This is a genomic window from Janthinobacterium sp. SUN206 (assembly GCF_030587305.1).
Taxonomy (GTDB): domain Bacteria; phylum Pseudomonadota; class Gammaproteobacteria; order Burkholderiales; family Burkholderiaceae_D; genus Janthinobacterium; species Janthinobacterium kumbetense.
This window is the reverse complement of record NZ_JAPWIB010000001.1, coordinates 2,005,014-2,020,355: the sequence shown is the minus strand read 5'-3', so window position 1 is coordinate 2,020,355 and position 15,342 is coordinate 2,005,014. Positions and strand designations below refer to the sequence as shown.

At 65.6% G+C, this 15,342-nt stretch carries 12 protein-coding genes and 1 tRNA gene; 10 read left to right on the top strand and 3 right to left on the bottom strand.

Annotation, left to right across the window (positions count from 1 at the left end):
• Window positions 1-97: 97 nt before the first annotated feature.
• From O3300_RS09130 to O3300_RS09110, 5 genes are all read left to right on the top strand, one after another.
• On the top strand, window positions 98-757 hold the full coding sequence (locus O3300_RS09130; protein WP_305052755.1) for a sugar dehydrogenase complex small subunit: 660 nt from the start codon (window positions 98-100) through the stop codon (window positions 755-757).
• Window positions 754-2,412, top strand: coding sequence for a GMC family oxidoreductase (locus O3300_RS09125; RefSeq protein WP_251351369.1), 1,659 nt, complete (start codon window positions 754-756; stop codon window positions 2,410-2,412). Before O3300_RS09130 ends, O3300_RS09125 begins: the two co-directional genes overlap by 4 nt.
• Entirely contained in the window at window positions 2,409-3,872 is a 1,464-nt protein-coding gene (locus O3300_RS09120) for a cytochrome c (protein WP_289898490.1), read from the top strand. Before O3300_RS09125 ends, O3300_RS09120 begins: the two co-directional genes overlap by 4 nt.
• A 140-nt stretch (window positions 3,873-4,012) precedes the next feature.
• Entirely contained in the window at window positions 4,013-4,414 is a 402-nt protein-coding gene (locus tag O3300_RS09115; protein WP_034788967.1) for a GtrA family protein, read from the top strand.
• Between the two features lie 71 nt (window positions 4,415-4,485).
• Window positions 4,486-5,784 (top strand): NCS2 family permease, encoded by a 1,299-nt coding sequence (locus O3300_RS09110; protein WP_092606241.1) that lies wholly within the window; start codon window positions 4,486-4,488, stop codon window positions 5,782-5,784.
• Window positions 5,785-5,893: 109 nt separating this feature from the next.
• Here O3300_RS09110 and O3300_RS09105 read toward each other — a convergent pair whose 3' ends face one another.
• Window positions 5,894-6,601 (bottom strand): GntR family transcriptional regulator, encoded by a 708-nt coding sequence (locus O3300_RS09105; protein ID WP_305052754.1) that lies wholly within the window; start codon window positions 6,599-6,601, stop codon window positions 5,894-5,896.
• 269 nt (window positions 6,602-6,870) lie between these two features.
• Between O3300_RS09105 and O3300_RS09100 the strand changes: the two genes are divergently transcribed.
• A tRNA-Asn gene (locus O3300_RS09100) sits at window positions 6,871-6,946 on the top strand.
• Between the two features lie 145 nt (window positions 6,947-7,091).
• Here the strand turns inward: O3300_RS09100 and O3300_RS09095 are convergent.
• A complete protein-coding gene (locus O3300_RS09095; RefSeq protein WP_251351372.1) occupies window positions 7,092-7,475 on the bottom strand; it encodes a hypothetical protein in 384 nt (127 codons plus the stop codon).
• 337 nt (window positions 7,476-7,812) lie between these two features.
• Between O3300_RS09095 and O3300_RS09090 the strand changes: the two genes are divergently transcribed.
• Complete coding sequence (locus O3300_RS09090) at window positions 7,813-8,604, top strand: alpha/beta fold hydrolase (RefSeq protein WP_099667114.1); 792 nt, start codon at window positions 7,813-7,815, stop codon at window positions 8,602-8,604.
• A gap of 5 nt (window positions 8,605-8,609) precedes the next feature.
• Here the strand turns inward: O3300_RS09090 and O3300_RS09085 are convergent, their stop codons facing one another.
• Window positions 8,610-9,311 carry a hypothetical protein gene (locus O3300_RS09085; RefSeq protein WP_305052753.1) on the bottom strand — a complete coding sequence of 234 codons (702 nt, stop codon included), beginning with the start codon at window positions 9,309-9,311 and terminating at the stop codon, window positions 8,610-8,612.
• 137 nt (window positions 9,312-9,448) lie between these two features.
• Here O3300_RS09085 and O3300_RS09080 point away from each other — a divergent pair, with 137 nt between their 5' ends.
• The 3 genes from O3300_RS09080 (at window position 9,449) to tagF (ending at window position 15,334) form a co-directional block, all read left to right on the top strand.
• Window positions 9,449-10,288, top strand: coding sequence for a M15 family metallopeptidase (locus O3300_RS09080; RefSeq protein ID WP_305052752.1), 840 nt, complete (start codon window positions 9,449-9,451; stop codon window positions 10,286-10,288).
• 217 nt (window positions 10,289-10,505) lie between these two features.
• Entirely contained in the window at window positions 10,506-14,357 is a 3,852-nt protein-coding gene (gene tssM, locus O3300_RS09075) for a type VI secretion system membrane subunit TssM (RefSeq protein WP_305052751.1), read from the top strand.
• Window positions 14,354-15,334 (top strand): type VI secretion system-associated protein TagF, encoded by a 981-nt coding sequence (gene tagF / locus O3300_RS09070; protein ID WP_305052750.1) that lies wholly within the window; start codon window positions 14,354-14,356, stop codon window positions 15,332-15,334. Before tssM ends, tagF begins: the two co-directional genes overlap by 4 nt.
• Window positions 15,335-15,342 lie beyond the last annotated feature (8 nt).

The window sequence follows — 15,342 nt, the reverse complement described above, 5'->3', positions numbered from 1 at the left end:
CTTCTGTAGGATAATATGGAACCGGTTCCATCTATGCGCAAATGCAATGTAGCGCAATCATCGAAGTCAATAAAATAACAAGTCTTGCGGGAGTCTCATGAACCATCCAGGCACTGAACCATCTGCAACATCCGTTTCATCCCTTCCTCGCGTCAGCCGCCGCCACGCCCTGATCGGCCTGGCCGCGCTGCTGGCGCAGGCCGGTTTCTGGAGCAATCCCCTGTCCGCCGCCATGTCGGCGCCGGCCAGCGCTCCGGCGCCCGGCTTGGCGCCCGCCACCATGCTGTTCTACACCTTGTCGCAAACGATCACGGGTCACCGCGACCTGTCCGCCGCGACGGCGGCGCGCATCGAGCAAGCCATGCGCACCAACGTGCCCGGCTTCGCCGACCGCTTGCCGCAGCTGGGCGCGCTGCTCGTCACGGGCCAGGAAGCCAAGGCCCTGCTGGCGGCCGCCAGCGCCGCGGACGCCAGCCTGCGCGAGCTGGCGCTGGCCATCGTTGCCGCCTGGTACACGGGCACTGTCGCCGGCCATCCCGCGCAGGGCACGAAGTCCATCGTCGTCGCGTATGCGGAAGCGTTGATGTACCGCACGGTGGCCGATGGCCAGGTCGTGCCGACCTACTGCAATTACGGCCCCCTGTGGTGGCTGAAGGCGCCGCCCGCCGTGGGCGTGTCCGCGCCCGTGGCGCCAAAACCCGTACCGGCCCCGGCCACCACCGGCACTCCCGAAACCAAAGGCAAGCAAGCAAAATGAAATCACCCCAATTCAAGAGTAATGGCGACGTCGTCGCCGATGTCGTCATCGTCGGAACCGGCGTCGTCGGCGCCATGATGGCCGACCAGCTGGCCGCACAGGGTCACTCCGTGATCATGCTGGAAGCGGGCTTGCGCATCGAGCGGGGCCAAGCCGTGGAAAACTGGCGCAACATGCCGTTCGAGAACCGCGTCGGTTCCGATTTCCAGGGCCTGTATCCGCAGGCGGACAACGCGCCCGCGCCGCTGTATTTTCCAAAAAACAACTATGTGGAATTGTCCGGCCCCAGCGGCAGCAGTTTCCAGCAGGGCTATCTGCGCACGGTGGGCGGCACGACCTGGCACTGGGCCGCGTCGTGCTGGCGCCATTTGCCGTCCGACATGCGCATGAAAAGCGATTACGGGGTAGGGCGCGACTGGGCCATCTCCTACGATGAGCTGGAACCGTACTATTGCCGCGCCGAGCAGGAAATGGGCGTGGCCGGCCCCAACGATCCCGCGCTGCAGTCGCCCAGCGAGCGCAGCGCGCCGTATCCGATGGACATGGTGCCCTGGGGCTATGGCGACAAGCGCTTCGCCGAAGTGGTCAACCCGCACGGCTACCGTTCCGTGCCGATTCCGCAAGGCCGCTCGACGCGCCCATGGCAGGGACGCCCGACTTGTTGCGGCAATAACAATTGCCAGCCGATCTGCCCCATCGGCGCCATGTACAACGGCATCCACCACGTGGAGCGGGCCGAGCTGAAGGGCGCGGGCGTGCTGGCCGAGGCCGTCGTTTACCGCATCGACACGGACCAGAACAACCGCGTGACGGCCGTGCACTGGTATGACGCGAAGAAACAGTCGCACATGGCGACCGGCAAGGCCTTCGTGATTGCCTGCAATGGCATTGAAACGCCCCGTTTGCTGCTGCTGGCGGCGAACCAGAACAATCCGAACGGCATCGCCAACAGTTCCGACCAGGTGGGCCGCAACATGATGGACCACTCGGGTTTCCACTGTACCTTCCTCGCCAATGAACCGATCTGGACGGGCCGCGGCCCGGCGCAGAGCAGCTGCCTGGTGGGGCCGCGCGACGGCGCCTTCCGCGCGCAGTATTCGGCCAACAAGATGATCTTGAACAATATCACCCGCGTTGGACCTGCTACCCAGCAATCCTTGAAGCTGGGCCTGGTGGGCAAGGACCTCGACGATGAAATCCGCCGCCGCGCCGCGTTCGGCGTAGACCTGTCGATCAGCCTGGAGCCGCTGCCGGAAGCGCATAACCGCTTGACTTTGAGCAAGACGCGCAAGGACCCGCTGGGCCTGGCCTGCCCCGACATCTACTATGACGTGGGCGACTATGTGCGCGATGGCGCGAAGGCCGCGCATGCGCAGCTGGAGCACATCGGCAAGCTGTTCGGCGCCGTGGAATTCCATATCACCGACAGCCTGAACGCGAATAACCACATCATGGGCGGCGTCATCATGGGTTCCAATCGCGCCGATTCCGTGGTCGACGGCAATTGCCGCGCCCACGATCACGCCAACCTGTGGCTGCCGGGCGGCGGCGCCATGCCGTCGGCCAGCGTCGTCAACACCACCCTCAGCATGGCCGCGCTCGGTTTGCGCGCGGCGGACGACATCACCCGCACCCTGGCAAGGGAGGCAGCATGATGCGCCGCCTGTCCTTCGCTCTCGGCCTGGCCTTGCTGGCCGGCGGCGCCATCGCTGCCGTGCCTGCCTCGGCGCCGCCCGTCACCCTGACGCCGGACCGTCCCGCCGCGCCGGCGGCCGCCAAGCCCGATGCGCGCCTCGAGCGGGGCCGCTACCTGGCCATCGCCGCCGACTGCATGGCTTGCCATACGGCAGCGGGCGGCAAGCCGTACGCGGGCGGCTACGCCATCGATTCGCCCCTGGGCACGATTTACGCGACGAATATCACGCCTTCGAAACAAGGCGGCATCGGCCGCTACACGGAAGCCGACTTTGCGCGCGCGCTGCGGGAAGGCGTGCGCGCCGACGGCAGCCATCTGTATCCGGCCATGCCCTACACCAGCTATGCGCAGCTGACGGATGCGGACGTGGGCGACCTGTATTACTACTTCATGCAGGCCGTTCAACCCGTCGACGCGCCGGCGCGCCAGACGGCCTTGCCATTCCCGTTCAATGTGCGCTTGTCCATGCTGGGCTGGAATACCTTGTTCCTGGACAATAAACGCTTCGTGCCGGACCCAACGAAAAGCGCGCAGATCAACCGCGGCGCCTACCTGGCCGAAGGCCTGGCGCACTGCAGCGCCTGCCATACGCCGCGCAACGCGCTGATGGCGGAAATCGGCAGCCAGACCCTGGCGGGCGCGTCGCTCGGTTCCTGGCATGCGCCGAACATCACGTCCGACAAGGTCAGCGGTATCGGCGCGTGGACGGATGCGGAACTCACGGCTTACCTGAAGACGGGCCACGTGGAAGGCAAGGGGCAGGCGGCGGGGGGCATGGCCGAAGCCATCCAGAACAGCCTGCAGTTTTTGCGCGACGACGACGTGGCCGCCATCGTGGCCTGGCTGCGCACGGTGCCGCCCGTGCGCGCGCCGGGGCAGACGCAAGCCGCCTTCAGCCATGGCAGCGCCGCCAGCGAAGAGCCGCTGCTGCGCGGCATGGCCAGTTCCACCGAGCGCCATTCGCTCAACAGCGGCGCGATCCTGTTTTCCGGCTATTGCGCCAGCTGCCATTCGGCCAGCGGCGCCGGCAGCACGGGCCAGGCCTATCCCGCCCTGTTCAACAACACGGCGACGGGCGGCAGCACGCCGGCCAACCTGGTCTCGGCCATCTTGTTTGGCGTCGAGCGCAAGATCGAAGGGGAAGAGCACGAAGCGTTCATGCCCCGTTTCGACCAGCGTTCGTATGTGCAACCCTTGACGGACGAGCAGATCGCCGCTATCGCCAATTACGTGCTGAAGCAGTATGGCAACCCGGATGTGTCCGTCACGCCCGCGTATGTGGCGCAGGCGCGCAGCGGCGGCGAGAAACCCGTGCTGGCGCGGGCACAACCGTTTATGCTGCCGGGCGGCATCGTGGGAATCTTGTTGTTGATCGCGCTGTTTGTGTGGCTGCGCCGGCGCCGCCAGCGCAAGGAATAAGTGTCGAAACGGCGGCGAATATGAACGTTGGGCGCAACTTGCAGTAAAATGCAGGCTGAAAAATGGTTACGAGCAATCGTAGCCATTTTTTATTCTGGCCCGATCCCGGCAATTGTTTTCGTCTTATTTGAAAATTGACAATGTCCCACTCCCTGCATCACCAATTTTTGCGTTTCGCCGCCGTCGGCGCTTCCGGCACGGCCGTGCAATACAGCGTGCTGTGGGGCGGCGTGGAATGGGCCGGCATCAGCGCCGCCGCCGCGTCCGGCATCGGCTACATCCTCGGTTCCGTCGTCAACTACCTCCTCAATTACTTTTTCACGTTCAAGAGCGACAAGGGCCATGGCGAGGCGGCCAGCAAGTATTTCACCCTGCTGGGCATCGGCTGGTGCATCAATACGGGCCTGATGTGGCTGCTGGTACACCAGCTGGGCTGGTATTACTGGCTGGCGCAGGTGCTGGCGACGGGAATCGGGCTGGTCTGGAATTTCGCGGGCAGCCGCTGGTGGGCCTTCAAGCCGGCCGGCGCAGCGGGAAAGTAGTCATTTCGTCATAAAAAGAGGCGCACTGGCCATACGCAGGCGCCCGGTTTTACCAAAACAAGGGGTTAATCATGCAGTTCCTGGAACGCTATTTCAAACTGAAGGACAACGGCACCAATGTGCGCACGGAGCTGCTGGCCGGCCTGACCACGTTCCTGACGATGGCCTATATCATCTTCGTCAACCCGTCCATCCTCGGCGACGCGGGCATGCCGAAAGACTCCGTTTTTGTTGCCACCTGCCTGGCGGCCGCCATCGGCACCCTGATCATGGGTCTGTACGCGAACTATCCGATCGCGCTGGCACCGGGCATGGGCTTGAATGCGTATTTCTCGTACACGGTGGTCAAGGGCATGGGCATGAGCTGGGAAGTGGCGCTGGGCGCCGTCTTCATTTCCGGCTGCCTGTTCATCCTGGTCAGCCTGTTCAAGGTGCGCGAGATGATCATCAACAGCATTCCGCCCGCGCTGCGCACGGCCATCACCGTCGGTATCGGCTTGTTCCTGGCGATTATTTCCCTGAAAAGCGCCGGCGTGGTGGTGTCGAACCCGGCCACCATCATCGCCCTGGGCGACTTGCACCAGGCGGCACCCATCTTGGCCATCCTCGGCTTCTTCATCATCGTCGCGCTGGACCGCCTGAAAGTGCCGGGCGCCATCCTGATCGGCATCCTCACCATCACCGTCGCCAGCTTCTTCTTTGGCGGCAACCAGTTCAACGGCATCGTTTCGACGCCGCCCGCCATCGAGCCGACCTTGTTCAAGCTCGACATCATGGGCGCGTTGTCGATCGGCATCGTTAACGTGGTGCTGGTATTTTTCCTGGTGGAATTATTCGATGCGACGGGCACCCTGATGGGCGTGGCCAACCGTGCCGGCTTGTTAAAAGACGGCAAGATGGAACGCATGAACAAGGCCTTGCTGGCCGACAGCACGGCGATCGCGGCCGGCGCCTGCCTGGGGACATCGAGCACCACGGCCTTCGTGGAAAGCGCTGCCGGCGTGCAAGCGGGCGGCCGCACGGGCTTGACGGCCGTGGCCGTTGCATTGTTGTTCCTGGGCAGCCTGTTCTTCGCCCCGCTGGCACACACGGTGCCGCCGTATGCGACGGCGCCGGCGCTGCTGTACGTGGCGTGCCTGATGCTGCGCGAACTGACTTTCATCGACTGGGATGACAGCACGGAAAGCATTCCTGCCGCCATCACGGCCTTGATGATGCCATTTACGTATTCCGTGGCCAGCGGCGTCGCCTTCGGCTTCATCACCTATGCGGTATTGAAACTGTTGACGGGCAAGGGCAAGCAAGTGTCCGTGGTGGCTTACATCATCGCCGCCATCTTCCTGTTCAAGTTTATCTACCTGGGCGAATAGCGGGGAGGGCAGGGCCGGAGCCGCGCGTCCGGTACTGCTATCGAAAAAGCGGCAATCGCAAAAAGGCCGCCCGTGCATCCGCAGGGGCGGCCTTTTTTGATGACGGGGCCTACATCAGCAGCGCGGCCACCAGGTCTTTCCTGTCGTCGCTGGCGCTGCCGTCGAAGCGCAAGGCCGCTTCCACGTGCGACAGGTGCTCGACCATCAGGCGCGCCGCCAGGTCCGCGTCGCCGCTGCGCGCCGCCTCGAGAAAGCGGCCGTGTTCGTCGTACGAGCAGGCGGCGGCGTGGCCGGACTGGTACAGCATGGTGATGAGCGAGCTGCGGCCCACCAGTTCGCGCACGATGTCGCGCAGGACGGCGTTGCCGGCGATATCGGCCAGCAAGACGTGGAAGTCGCCCAGCAGCTGCGAACGCAGCGGCGTCGCTTGCGCCAGCGCCAGGCGTTCCGTCTTCAGGTGGCGCTCCAGCATCCGGTAGTCGGCAGGCTTGGCCCGCGCGACGAATTCGCGCGCCAGGGCCGCTTCGATGACGCGCCGCGCGGCAAAGATGTCGCGCGCTTCCGCCTCGGTCGGCTGGCTGACGAAGGCGCCCTTGTCGGGCACCATGCGGATCAATTTATCTTTTGAAAGAATGAGCAGGGCGGCGCGGATCTTGGTGCGGCTGACGCCATACAGCCGGCACAGCGCTTCTTCGCGCAGCCGGGTACCGGGCGGCAATTGGCGCGCCACGATGGCGGCCGCCATATGCTCGGCAATTTCCGCCGAGCTGTCGCCGCTGCCGGGTTTGTCCACCAGGGTTGCGCTTGATTCTGTCATGTCGGGTGAGAGCAGTAAGCCAGGGGCAAGGTGAGCTTGCAAGCGCATGTCCGCGCGGCGGCGTGGTTGACGCCCCGTTGCCGGCATGCCGTTGTGCGCCTTCCATATCGGCAAGGCCTGGCTATTCTACTATCTTGCGTAGCGCCGCGCAGACGGGCGCAGCCATCCGGCGAGGCTGGCCTGCCGGCGACCTGTTTTGCTGCTCATGCAGCAACCATGTCGTAACGACTGGACATGGGAAATTTTGACGTATATAATTCGGCCTCCTTTCCCTGATAGCTCAGTTGGTAGAGCGACGGACTGTTAATCCGCAGGTCCCTGGTTCGAGTCCAGGTCGGGGAGCCAGAACAAGCAGCAGCAAAGGGCCACGTGGCAACACGTGGCCCTTTTGTCATGCGCGCACGGTTTTCCGTTCACGCTGGCCATGCCGTGTTAGCGGCGTGCGCGACGCCGGCCCGCTGCTGGCAGGGGGCGCGCAACGTTTCCCGGATCAGGGATCGACAAACACGTCGAAACGCACCTTGAGCGGGCTGCCCCACGAGATTTCCACCCAGGCCCGGAAGCCGCCGTTGTATGGCGCAATGTTGTACACGGCCATGCGGGCGGCGCCAATGAAACGGTCCTGGGCAGTGGCGCCGTATTCGCTGATGTTGAGGAAGACGCGCGAATTGGCTTTCACGTTGGCATTGGCGAAGTTGACCGAAGGATGCACGCCGTTGGCCGTCCACGTGTAGTAGGTGGTGAAGGCGGCGGGGCTCAGGTTCAAGTCCTGCGCGGCCGCGCCTTTGGCGCTCTGGCCTTCCTGTTCCATCGGCAGCTCGGTTTCTTCCAGTGCCAGGTTGCTGCCGGTGCGATGTTCTACTTTCATTTCCATGATGTACTCCTGATCGATAGTTTGGACGCCGCGCCTGTCGTCGTGCGGCAAGACGCCCTATCTGTTGCCGTGACGGCCAGTGTCACGTCCTGGCTGATAAGGTAGCCGCCTGCTCCATGCTGTGGGAGTAAGCTATTCTAGGCAAACGCGCGGGCAAAAAGGGGGCGGCGCCACCGGAAAAACGGCGCTCGCTTGTGCTGGCGCAAACACCTTGCAGGCAGGCGGCAAGATCTTTTCCCGTAGGCTATTTTTACGGGGCGCCACGCATGCCGCGCAGGACAATGGCACAATAGGCCCAGCCGACCTGCCGATGCGGAACCCGTTGCGAGCCTAGCCCATGCCGATACTGAACCTGAGTGCCGAAACCGATATCTATTACGAATTGATCGAAGGCGACCCCGCCAAGCCCTGCCTGGTATTCCTGCACGAGGGACTCGGTTGCTGTGCGATGTGGAAAGATTTCCCCGCGCAGCTATGCCAGGCGACGGGGTGCCGCGGCTTGCTGTACGACCGCCACGGCTATGGCCAGTCGTCGCCGCTGGCGGCGCGCCGGCAGCTCCATTATTTGCACGATTACGCGCTGTGCGAGCTGCCGCAAGTGCTGGCGGCACTGCTGCCGGGACAGGATCATTTTCTCGTCGGCCACTCCGATGGCGGCAGCATCGCCCTGATCTATGCGGCGCAGCAGCCGCCCCGCTTGCGCGGCATCATCACCGAAGCGGCGCACGTGTTTGTCGAGGGCATCACGCTCGAGGGCATCCGCGTGGCGGACGCGGCGTTTGGCGCGGGCAAGCTGCGCGCGCTGGCGAAATACCATGGCGACAAGACGGAGACCATCTTCAAGGCCTGGTCGGATACTTGGCTCAGCTATGGTTTCCAGTTCTGGAACATCGAGTACCTGCTGCCTTCCGTCGAATGCCCGGCGCTGGTGGTGCAGGGCAGCGAGGACCAGTACGGCAGCGCGGCCCAGGTCGACACGATCGTGGCGCAGGCGCTCAACGCCGTGCCCGCCATGGTCGAGCAGTGCGGCCATACGCCGCACCAGGAGCAGCCGCAGGCATTGCTGGCGCTGATGGAAGGCTTTTTGCAAGGCCGCATGGACGCGGCCACGCATCCAAGACACACATGAGTTCCTCAATGGCAGGCGGGATCGCTGTCCCAGCGGCCCGAGCAGATGCGCGAGCGGCACAGCATGCCTTCGATCAAGCCCAGCTGCTTGCAGCGCCGTAACAGTTCCGCCGTTTCCTGTTCCTGCTCCTGCTCCTGCTCCTGTTCCTGTTTCTGCCGGCGCAGCACCACGTCGCGCACGGGCGCCGCCGTGCCTTCTTGCCGGTGCGCATGGGCCACCATCGCCGTCAGCAAGGCGACGTCGCTGTCGCCGGGCGCGGCAGCCGGCCTCGCTCCTTGTGGTCGCGCGGTCGCCTGGCGCAAGGGCGGCGGCGTCTTGCGCGGCGCGTTCGCGGCCGCCGCCTCGGGCAAGGGCGGTGCCGCCGTATTGACGATGGTGGCCGCCTGCGCCGCCTGTGGCGGCACCGTTGGCGCCGGCATTGCGGGCGGCGCCATGGCGGTGGCGGGCGCCGCCGGCCGGGGCCGCGGCAAGACCTCCGTATCGTAGGCGAACACGGCCGTGATCAGCACCGCCAGGCACAGCGCGCCAACGGCCCCATGCCGCCAGCCGGGGCGCCAGCGCAGGGCCGGCATGGCTGCGGGCGCGGCGACGCCGTGTTCGAGCTGCGACAGGATGCCCTTGCCTTCGATGCGCGCGCCAGCCGCGCCGGCCTTGCCCAGCAGGTCGGGACCGCGCGCCTGGCCATCCCCGGTTTTCAGTAAAGACAAAATATCACCTCCGCAGTGGATCAAATTCGACTGACCTTGATGTAAACCGCGCTCATGCGGGCCGCGGACGCCTACGATCTAGCGATACCGCCGAGCACGCTGCCCGGCCCCGCCGATTCCCCGTCACGGAGCGCCCCATGTTCGTCGCCCTGGTCCTGATGTATTTCTTGCTCGCCTGTTTTGCCTGCTGGCTGCTGCTGTTTCCCGGCGGCCGCGCCATCGTGCTGCACACGCTCGTCAACCTGGGCTGGCGCATGCAGCGGCGCGCGCAGCACTTGAAGGGCGGCAGCGGCGCGCAGTGGCAGCGCGTGCAACGCTACACGGGCTCGGGCATGGCGCGCGCCTGGCAACTGCTGTGGCGGCACCGCTGGCTGAGCCTGGCGGGCAGCGTGCTGGTCATCGTGCCGCCGCTGCTGGCCTGGCTGTCCAGCGACCGCATCGCGCTGCGCGGCTATGTCGACCAGCAACACGTCATCAATGACCAGGTCAGCGACTTGCTGAAAGGCGAGCAGCTGGTGCCGCCGCCGGCCTTGCCGCCGCTGCTGTTTTCCACGGCGGAAGTGACGCAGCTGCGCCCGCTGCTGGGCGGCGCCAGCCGCAACTGGCAATTGCTCGACCACGATTTCGCGCAGCGTTTGCTGCTGGTCTTTAAGATCATGAAGGACGTGCATGGCTACGACATGGTCTTGCTGGAAGGCTACCGCAGTCCCGCGCGCCAGGACCAGCTGGCGGCGGCCGGCCCGAACGTGACGAACGCGAGGGCGTTTCAAAGCTATCACCAGTATGGCCTGGCGGCCGATTGCGCATTCATGCATGAAGGAAAGCTCATCATTTCTGAAAAAAATGCCTGGGCCATGCGCGGCTACCGCTTATATGGCGTGACGGCCGAATCGGTGGGTCTGCGCTGGGGCGGGCGCTGGACCATGATGGACTTCGGCCACACGGAATTGCCGCAACCGCGCGTGCTGGGCAAGTAAGCCGCGCCAGCCATTCTAGCGCCGGGCGGCGGCCGGATTTTCACAGCTGCAAGCTTGCTTGCGCAGCGTCAAGGGCACAGCGGCGCCTGCCGCGCGCTGGCGCCTGGTACTTGTCATATGTCAACAAAGGCGCGCCGCATTGCTGTCAGCATGGGCCGACTCCGCCTCGCTGCGCGGCGGCGTTCCTCCTGCTTTGCGACCTCACCCTGGGCTCATCATGCTGCGACGAATCTGGCATTTCCTCACCGACAGCCGCAATCTGACCATCCTTGGCTTCGTGGCGCTGGCCGTGTTCCTGTACCTGGGCGCCGAAGTGCTGGAAGTGGCGCTGATCTGGGCGCTGGCCTTGCTGTTGCTGGCCTTTGTCACCTGGCTGGGCCTGTGGCTGTGGCGCCGGCGCCGCGCGCGGCGCGATGCGCAGGCGCTGGGCCAGGCCATCCTCAACGAGGCCGAGATCGCCGCCGCGCAAGCGGCCTCGGCGTCGACAGCCAGCAGCACGCAGCAGGGCGAACTGGGCGCCGTGCGCACGGGCATGCTGGCCGCCATCGAAACCATCAAGACGTCCAAGCTGGGCATCAAGTCGGGCGCCGCCGCCCTGTATGAATTGCCGTGGTACATGATCATCGGCAATCCGGCCGCCGGCAAGAGCAGCGCCATCCTGCATTCGGGACTGCAATTTCCCTTCGCCGACGGCAAGATCGTGCAAGGCGTGGGCGGCACGCGCAACTGCGACTGGTTTTTCACCACGGACGGCATCGTGCTCGACACGGCGGGACGCTACTCCGTCGTCGACGAGCACCGCGGCGAGTGGTTCGGCTTTCTCGACCTGCTGAAAAAATACCGGCGCAAGGCGCCCATCAACGGCATCCTCATCGCCGTCAGCATCGCCGAACTGCGCGGCGACCCCGATGTCGGCATGCAACTGGCACGCAGCCTGCGCAAGCGCGTGCAGGACGTCATCGAACGCCTGGAAGTGTTCGCGCCCCTGTACATCGTGTTTACCAAGGCGGACTTGATCGCCGGCTTCACGGAGTTTTTCGCGGATGCCGAACGCAGCGAGCGCGAGCGCGTCTGGGGCGCCACCATGCCCTACCAGCGCAAGCTGCCGACGGCCGACTTGCTGGCGTTCTTCGACCAGGGTTTCGATGAATTGCACGACGGCTTGACGGAGCTGAGCCTGGCCAACATGGCGCACCGGCAACGCAAGACGATGGCGCCCGGCGTCTTCACCTTTCCGCTCGAATTCGCCGCCATCAAGCCGGCCCTGCGCGCCTTCATCGCCACCCTGTTCGAGGAAAACCCGTTCCAGTTCCAGCCCGTGTTCCGCGGCTTTTACTTTACCAGCGCGCTGCAGGAGGGCGAGCCCGTCAGTGCTTCCTCGCAGCAGGTGGCGCGCCGCTTCGACCTGGCTTTCGCGCCGGCCCCGGCCACCGTGCCATCGGGTGCGCGCCAGCATGGCTATTTCCTGCTGGAGCTGTTCCGCAAGGTGATTTTTGCCGACAAGCACTTGGTGGCCAACTATGCCAACCGCGCCAGGCTGCGTTTCAAATATGCCGTGTTCTTTGCCGCCACGGTGTCGCTGGGCGCCTGCCTGGGCGGCTGGAGCTGGTCCTACCTGGGCAACCGGCAACTGGTGGCCAACGTCGAGGCCGATCTGAACAAAGTGGTGAAGCTGCAGGAGCGGCGCCTGGACTTGCAGTCGCGCCTGGAAGCGCTGGAGATCTTGCAGGACCGCATCGAGCAGCTGGAAGCGTACCGCACGCAACGGCCCTGGTCCTTGCGCCTGGGCCTGTACCAGGGAGATTTGCTCGAACGCAAGCTGCGCGAAGAGTACTTTTCCGGCGCGCGCCAGGTCATGCTCACCCCCGTGGCGGGCGCGCTGGAAGCGCTGCTGTTTGAAATGAACGCCAGCGCGGACCAGTTGCAGCCCACGGCGCGCACGCCGCAAACGCCGGCCGCCGCTTCCGTCACGCCTTCCGCCGCGCCGCGCAGCGTGCAGTACCAGGCGGCCAGCGCGACGAACGTGGAAGATGCCTACAATGCGCTGAAAACCTATCTGATGCTGGCCGATAAATCGCATGCGGAAAGCAGCCACCTGAACGACCAGCTGACGCGCTTCTGGCGCGGCTGGCTGGAGGGCAACCGGGGCGCCATGCCGCGCGAACAGATGATACGCAGCGCCGAACGGCTGCTGACGTTTTACCTGGCGCAGGTCGGCGACCCGTCCTGGCCGCGCATCGAGCAAAAGCTGGCGCTGGTCGACCAGGCGCGCGAAAACCTGCGCCGCGTGGTGCGCGGCATGCCGGCGCGCGAGCGCGTGTATGCGGACGTCAAGGCGCGCGCCTCGACGCGCTTTCCCGGCATGACGGTGGCGCGCATCGTCGGCGAACAGGATCAGTCGCTGCTGGCGGGCAGTTACGCCGTCTCCGGCGCCTTTACGCGCCAGGCGTGGGAAAAGTTCGTCGAGGGCGCGTTTCGCGACGCCGCCAACCGCGAGCTGCAAAGCGCCGACTGGGTGCTGAAAAGCGCTTCCACCGACGACCTGACCCTGGAAGGCAGTCCGGAGCAGATCGAGAAAAACCTGGTGGCCATGTACAAGGCCGATTACGCGCGCGAGTGGCAAAAATTCGTGCAGGGCGTCGCCGTCGCCGACCTGAAAGGCTTCGACGGCGCCGTGCAGGCGATGAACCGCCTGGGCGACCCGCAGTCGTCGCCGGTCGCCAGACTGCTGACGACGATTTACGAGGAAACCTCGTGGGACAACCCGGCGCTGCAAAATGCCCAGTTGCGCAAGGCCGAGCGAGGCATCGTCGCCTGGTTCAAGGAAACCGTGCTGCGCCGCGCGCCGTCGCCGCTGACGTCCAGTCCCGGTCTCAATGCGCAGCTCGACCCGGCCCGCCTGGACAAGCCCATGGGCCCCGTGGGCCGCGAATTTGCCGGCGTGGGCAAGCTGGTGGCGGCCAGGGACAACAATGCGTCCCTGATGCGCGCCTACCTGGAAGCGCTGTCGAAACTGCGCAGCCGCTTGAACCAGCTGAAGAACCAGGGCGATCCCGGGCCGGGCGCGCGCCAGTTCATGCAGCAGACCCTGGAAGGCAGCGGTTCCGAACTGGCCGACGCCCTGAAACTGGTCGACGAGCAGCTGCTCACGGGGATGAGCGACGCGCAAAAGCAGGCGATCCGCCCCATCCTCGTGCGCCCGCTGATGCAGACCTTTGCCGTCATCGTCGCGCCGGCCGAACTCGATATCAACAAGACCTGGGCGGCGCAAGTGTATGAGCCGTTCCAGAAATCGCTGGCGAACAAATATCCGTTCGCGCCCACGGCGCGCATCGAGGCGAGCAACCTGGAGATCGGCCAGTTCTTCGGCCCGGAAGGCCTGGTGGCGAAATTCGTCACGACGTCCATGGGACCGCTGGTGGTGCGGCGCGGCGACGTGCTGGCGCCGCGCACCTGGGCCGACATGGGCATCAGCCTGTCGCCGCAGGTGGTGGCGCGTTTTCCCGGCTGGATCGCGCCGCTGGGCGCGGGCGGCGTGGTGGCCACCTCGACGGCGGCGCAAACCGTCTTCCAGATCCAGCCGTCGCCCGCGCCGGGCACGCTGGAATACACGGTGGAGATCGACGGCCAGCAGCTACGCTACCGCAACACCCCGGCGCAGTGGACGAACATGGTGCATCCGGGCCCGCAGGGCGCGGCGGGTGGGCAGGGGGCGCGCATCACGGCCGTCACCTTCGACGGGCGCACGGTGGAACTGTTCAATGAGCCGGGCCAGTTCGGCTTGAAGCGCATGATCGATGCGGCGGCCAAGAAGCGCAAGGATGGCGGCGTGTTCGAACTGCGCTGGGCGCGCGGCGAGGTGGCCGTGGCGGTCGACCTGAAAATCACCAGCAGCGCCGAGGCGGCGGGCGCCGGCGCGGGCGGGACTGCGGCGCTGCAGGAGCAGGGTTTTCGCGGCATGCAGCTGCCCGAGACCATCGTCGGCACGCCCGGCGCTTCTACCGCGCCCGCGCCGGCGATGGCCGCCGCTCCGGCCGTTGCTGCAGTGGCAGCGGGAGTGGCGCCATGATGCGCGCGCAACAGCAGGTACGCCTCGGCTATTTTGGCAAGATCCCCGCGCGCGGCGATTTCATCAAGGCTTGCGACAATCACGCGCTGGTGCAGCTGCTCGACGACTGGCTGGCGCAGGTGATGAATGCCCTGACGGTGGAGCCGCGCTGGAAGCTCAATTACGACGCCTTGCCGCCGCTGCGCTTTGCCTTCGTCGGCACGCGCAGCCGGCGCGCCATCGCCGGGCGCCTGGAAGCGAGCAGCGACCAGTCGCTGCGGCGCTTTCCCTTCATGGCCATGGGCGCGCTGGAAGTCGATGACGCGGAAGCCTTTGTCGCCTGCAGCCCGCTGGTGCTGGCGCCCCTGTGGCAGCGCGTGGAGCAGCTGTCGCAAGGCATCGTGGCCAGCGCCGAACCGTTGCCGGCCCTGCTGGCGCTGGCCGGCAACGTGGTCGACATCGAACCGGCCGCGCCACGCCACGCGGCGCGCCTGGCCGCCTTTTTGCAGGCGCAGACGCTGCATGGCCTGCAGGCGATGCTGGCTTCGCCCGCGTTTCCCGTGACGGTGCGCGAATTGCTGCTGGGCCTGGGCCTGCTGCTGCGGCCCGTGCGCCAGAGCGGCTTGCCGCGCCTGGAGAAAAGCCTGGTGCTGCCGTTGCCGCAGGACGCGCAGCTGCGCGAACTGGTGGCCAGCTTCTGGCTGCATCTGATCGCGCCCTTCCTGCGCCAGGCCGACTTCGAACTGGCGCTGTTCTTTTCCCACCTCGACGAGGCGCCCGTGCTGGTGATCGGCTTTTGCGGCGCCGATCCGCACGGCTTGCGCGCGCTGATCGATCCGCAGGCCGGCTGCGAACGGCTGATCGTCTTCGACCAGCTCGACTGGGTCGAGGAGCAGCTGGGACACGATGCGGCGCTGCGCCGGTTTTCCGCCTGCCTGCAGCAGGAGCAGCTGTCGCTGCGCTCGGCCTGCGCCATGTTTGCCGATACCTTTGCCTGAAGGATTGC

Excerpts from the sequence above, each read along its gene's own strand:
- O3300_RS09130 (WP_305052755.1), top strand. The coding sequence starts at position 98 with ATGAACCATCCAGGCACTGAACCATCTGCAACATCCGTTTCATCCCTT.
- O3300_RS09125 (WP_251351369.1), top strand. The coding sequence starts at position 754 with ATGAAATCACCCCAATTCAAGAGTAATGGCGACGTCGTCGCCGATGTC.
- O3300_RS09120 (WP_289898490.1), top strand. The coding sequence starts at position 2,409 with ATGATGCGCCGCCTGTCCTTCGCTCTCGGCCTGGCCTTGCTGGCCGGC.
- O3300_RS09115 (WP_034788967.1), top strand. The coding sequence starts at position 4,013 with ATGTCCCACTCCCTGCATCACCAATTTTTGCGTTTCGCCGCCGTCGGC.
- O3300_RS09110 (WP_092606241.1), top strand. The coding sequence starts at position 4,486 with ATGCAGTTCCTGGAACGCTATTTCAAACTGAAGGACAACGGCACCAAT.
- O3300_RS09105 (WP_305052754.1), bottom strand. The coding sequence starts at position 6,601 with ATGACAGAATCAAGCGCAACCCTGGTGGACAAACCCGGCAGCGGCGAC.
- O3300_RS09095 (WP_251351372.1), bottom strand. The coding sequence starts at position 7,475 with ATGGAAATGAAAGTAGAACATCGCACCGGCAGCAACCTGGCACTGGAA.
- O3300_RS09090 (WP_099667114.1), top strand. The coding sequence starts at position 7,813 with ATGCCGATACTGAACCTGAGTGCCGAAACCGATATCTATTACGAATTG.
- O3300_RS09080 (WP_305052752.1), top strand. The coding sequence starts at position 9,449 with ATGTTCGTCGCCCTGGTCCTGATGTATTTCTTGCTCGCCTGTTTTGCC.
- tssM (WP_305052751.1), top strand. The coding sequence starts at position 10,506 with ATGCTGCGACGAATCTGGCATTTCCTCACCGACAGCCGCAATCTGACC.
- tagF (WP_305052750.1), top strand. The coding sequence starts at position 14,354 with ATGATGCGCGCGCAACAGCAGGTACGCCTCGGCTATTTTGGCAAGATC.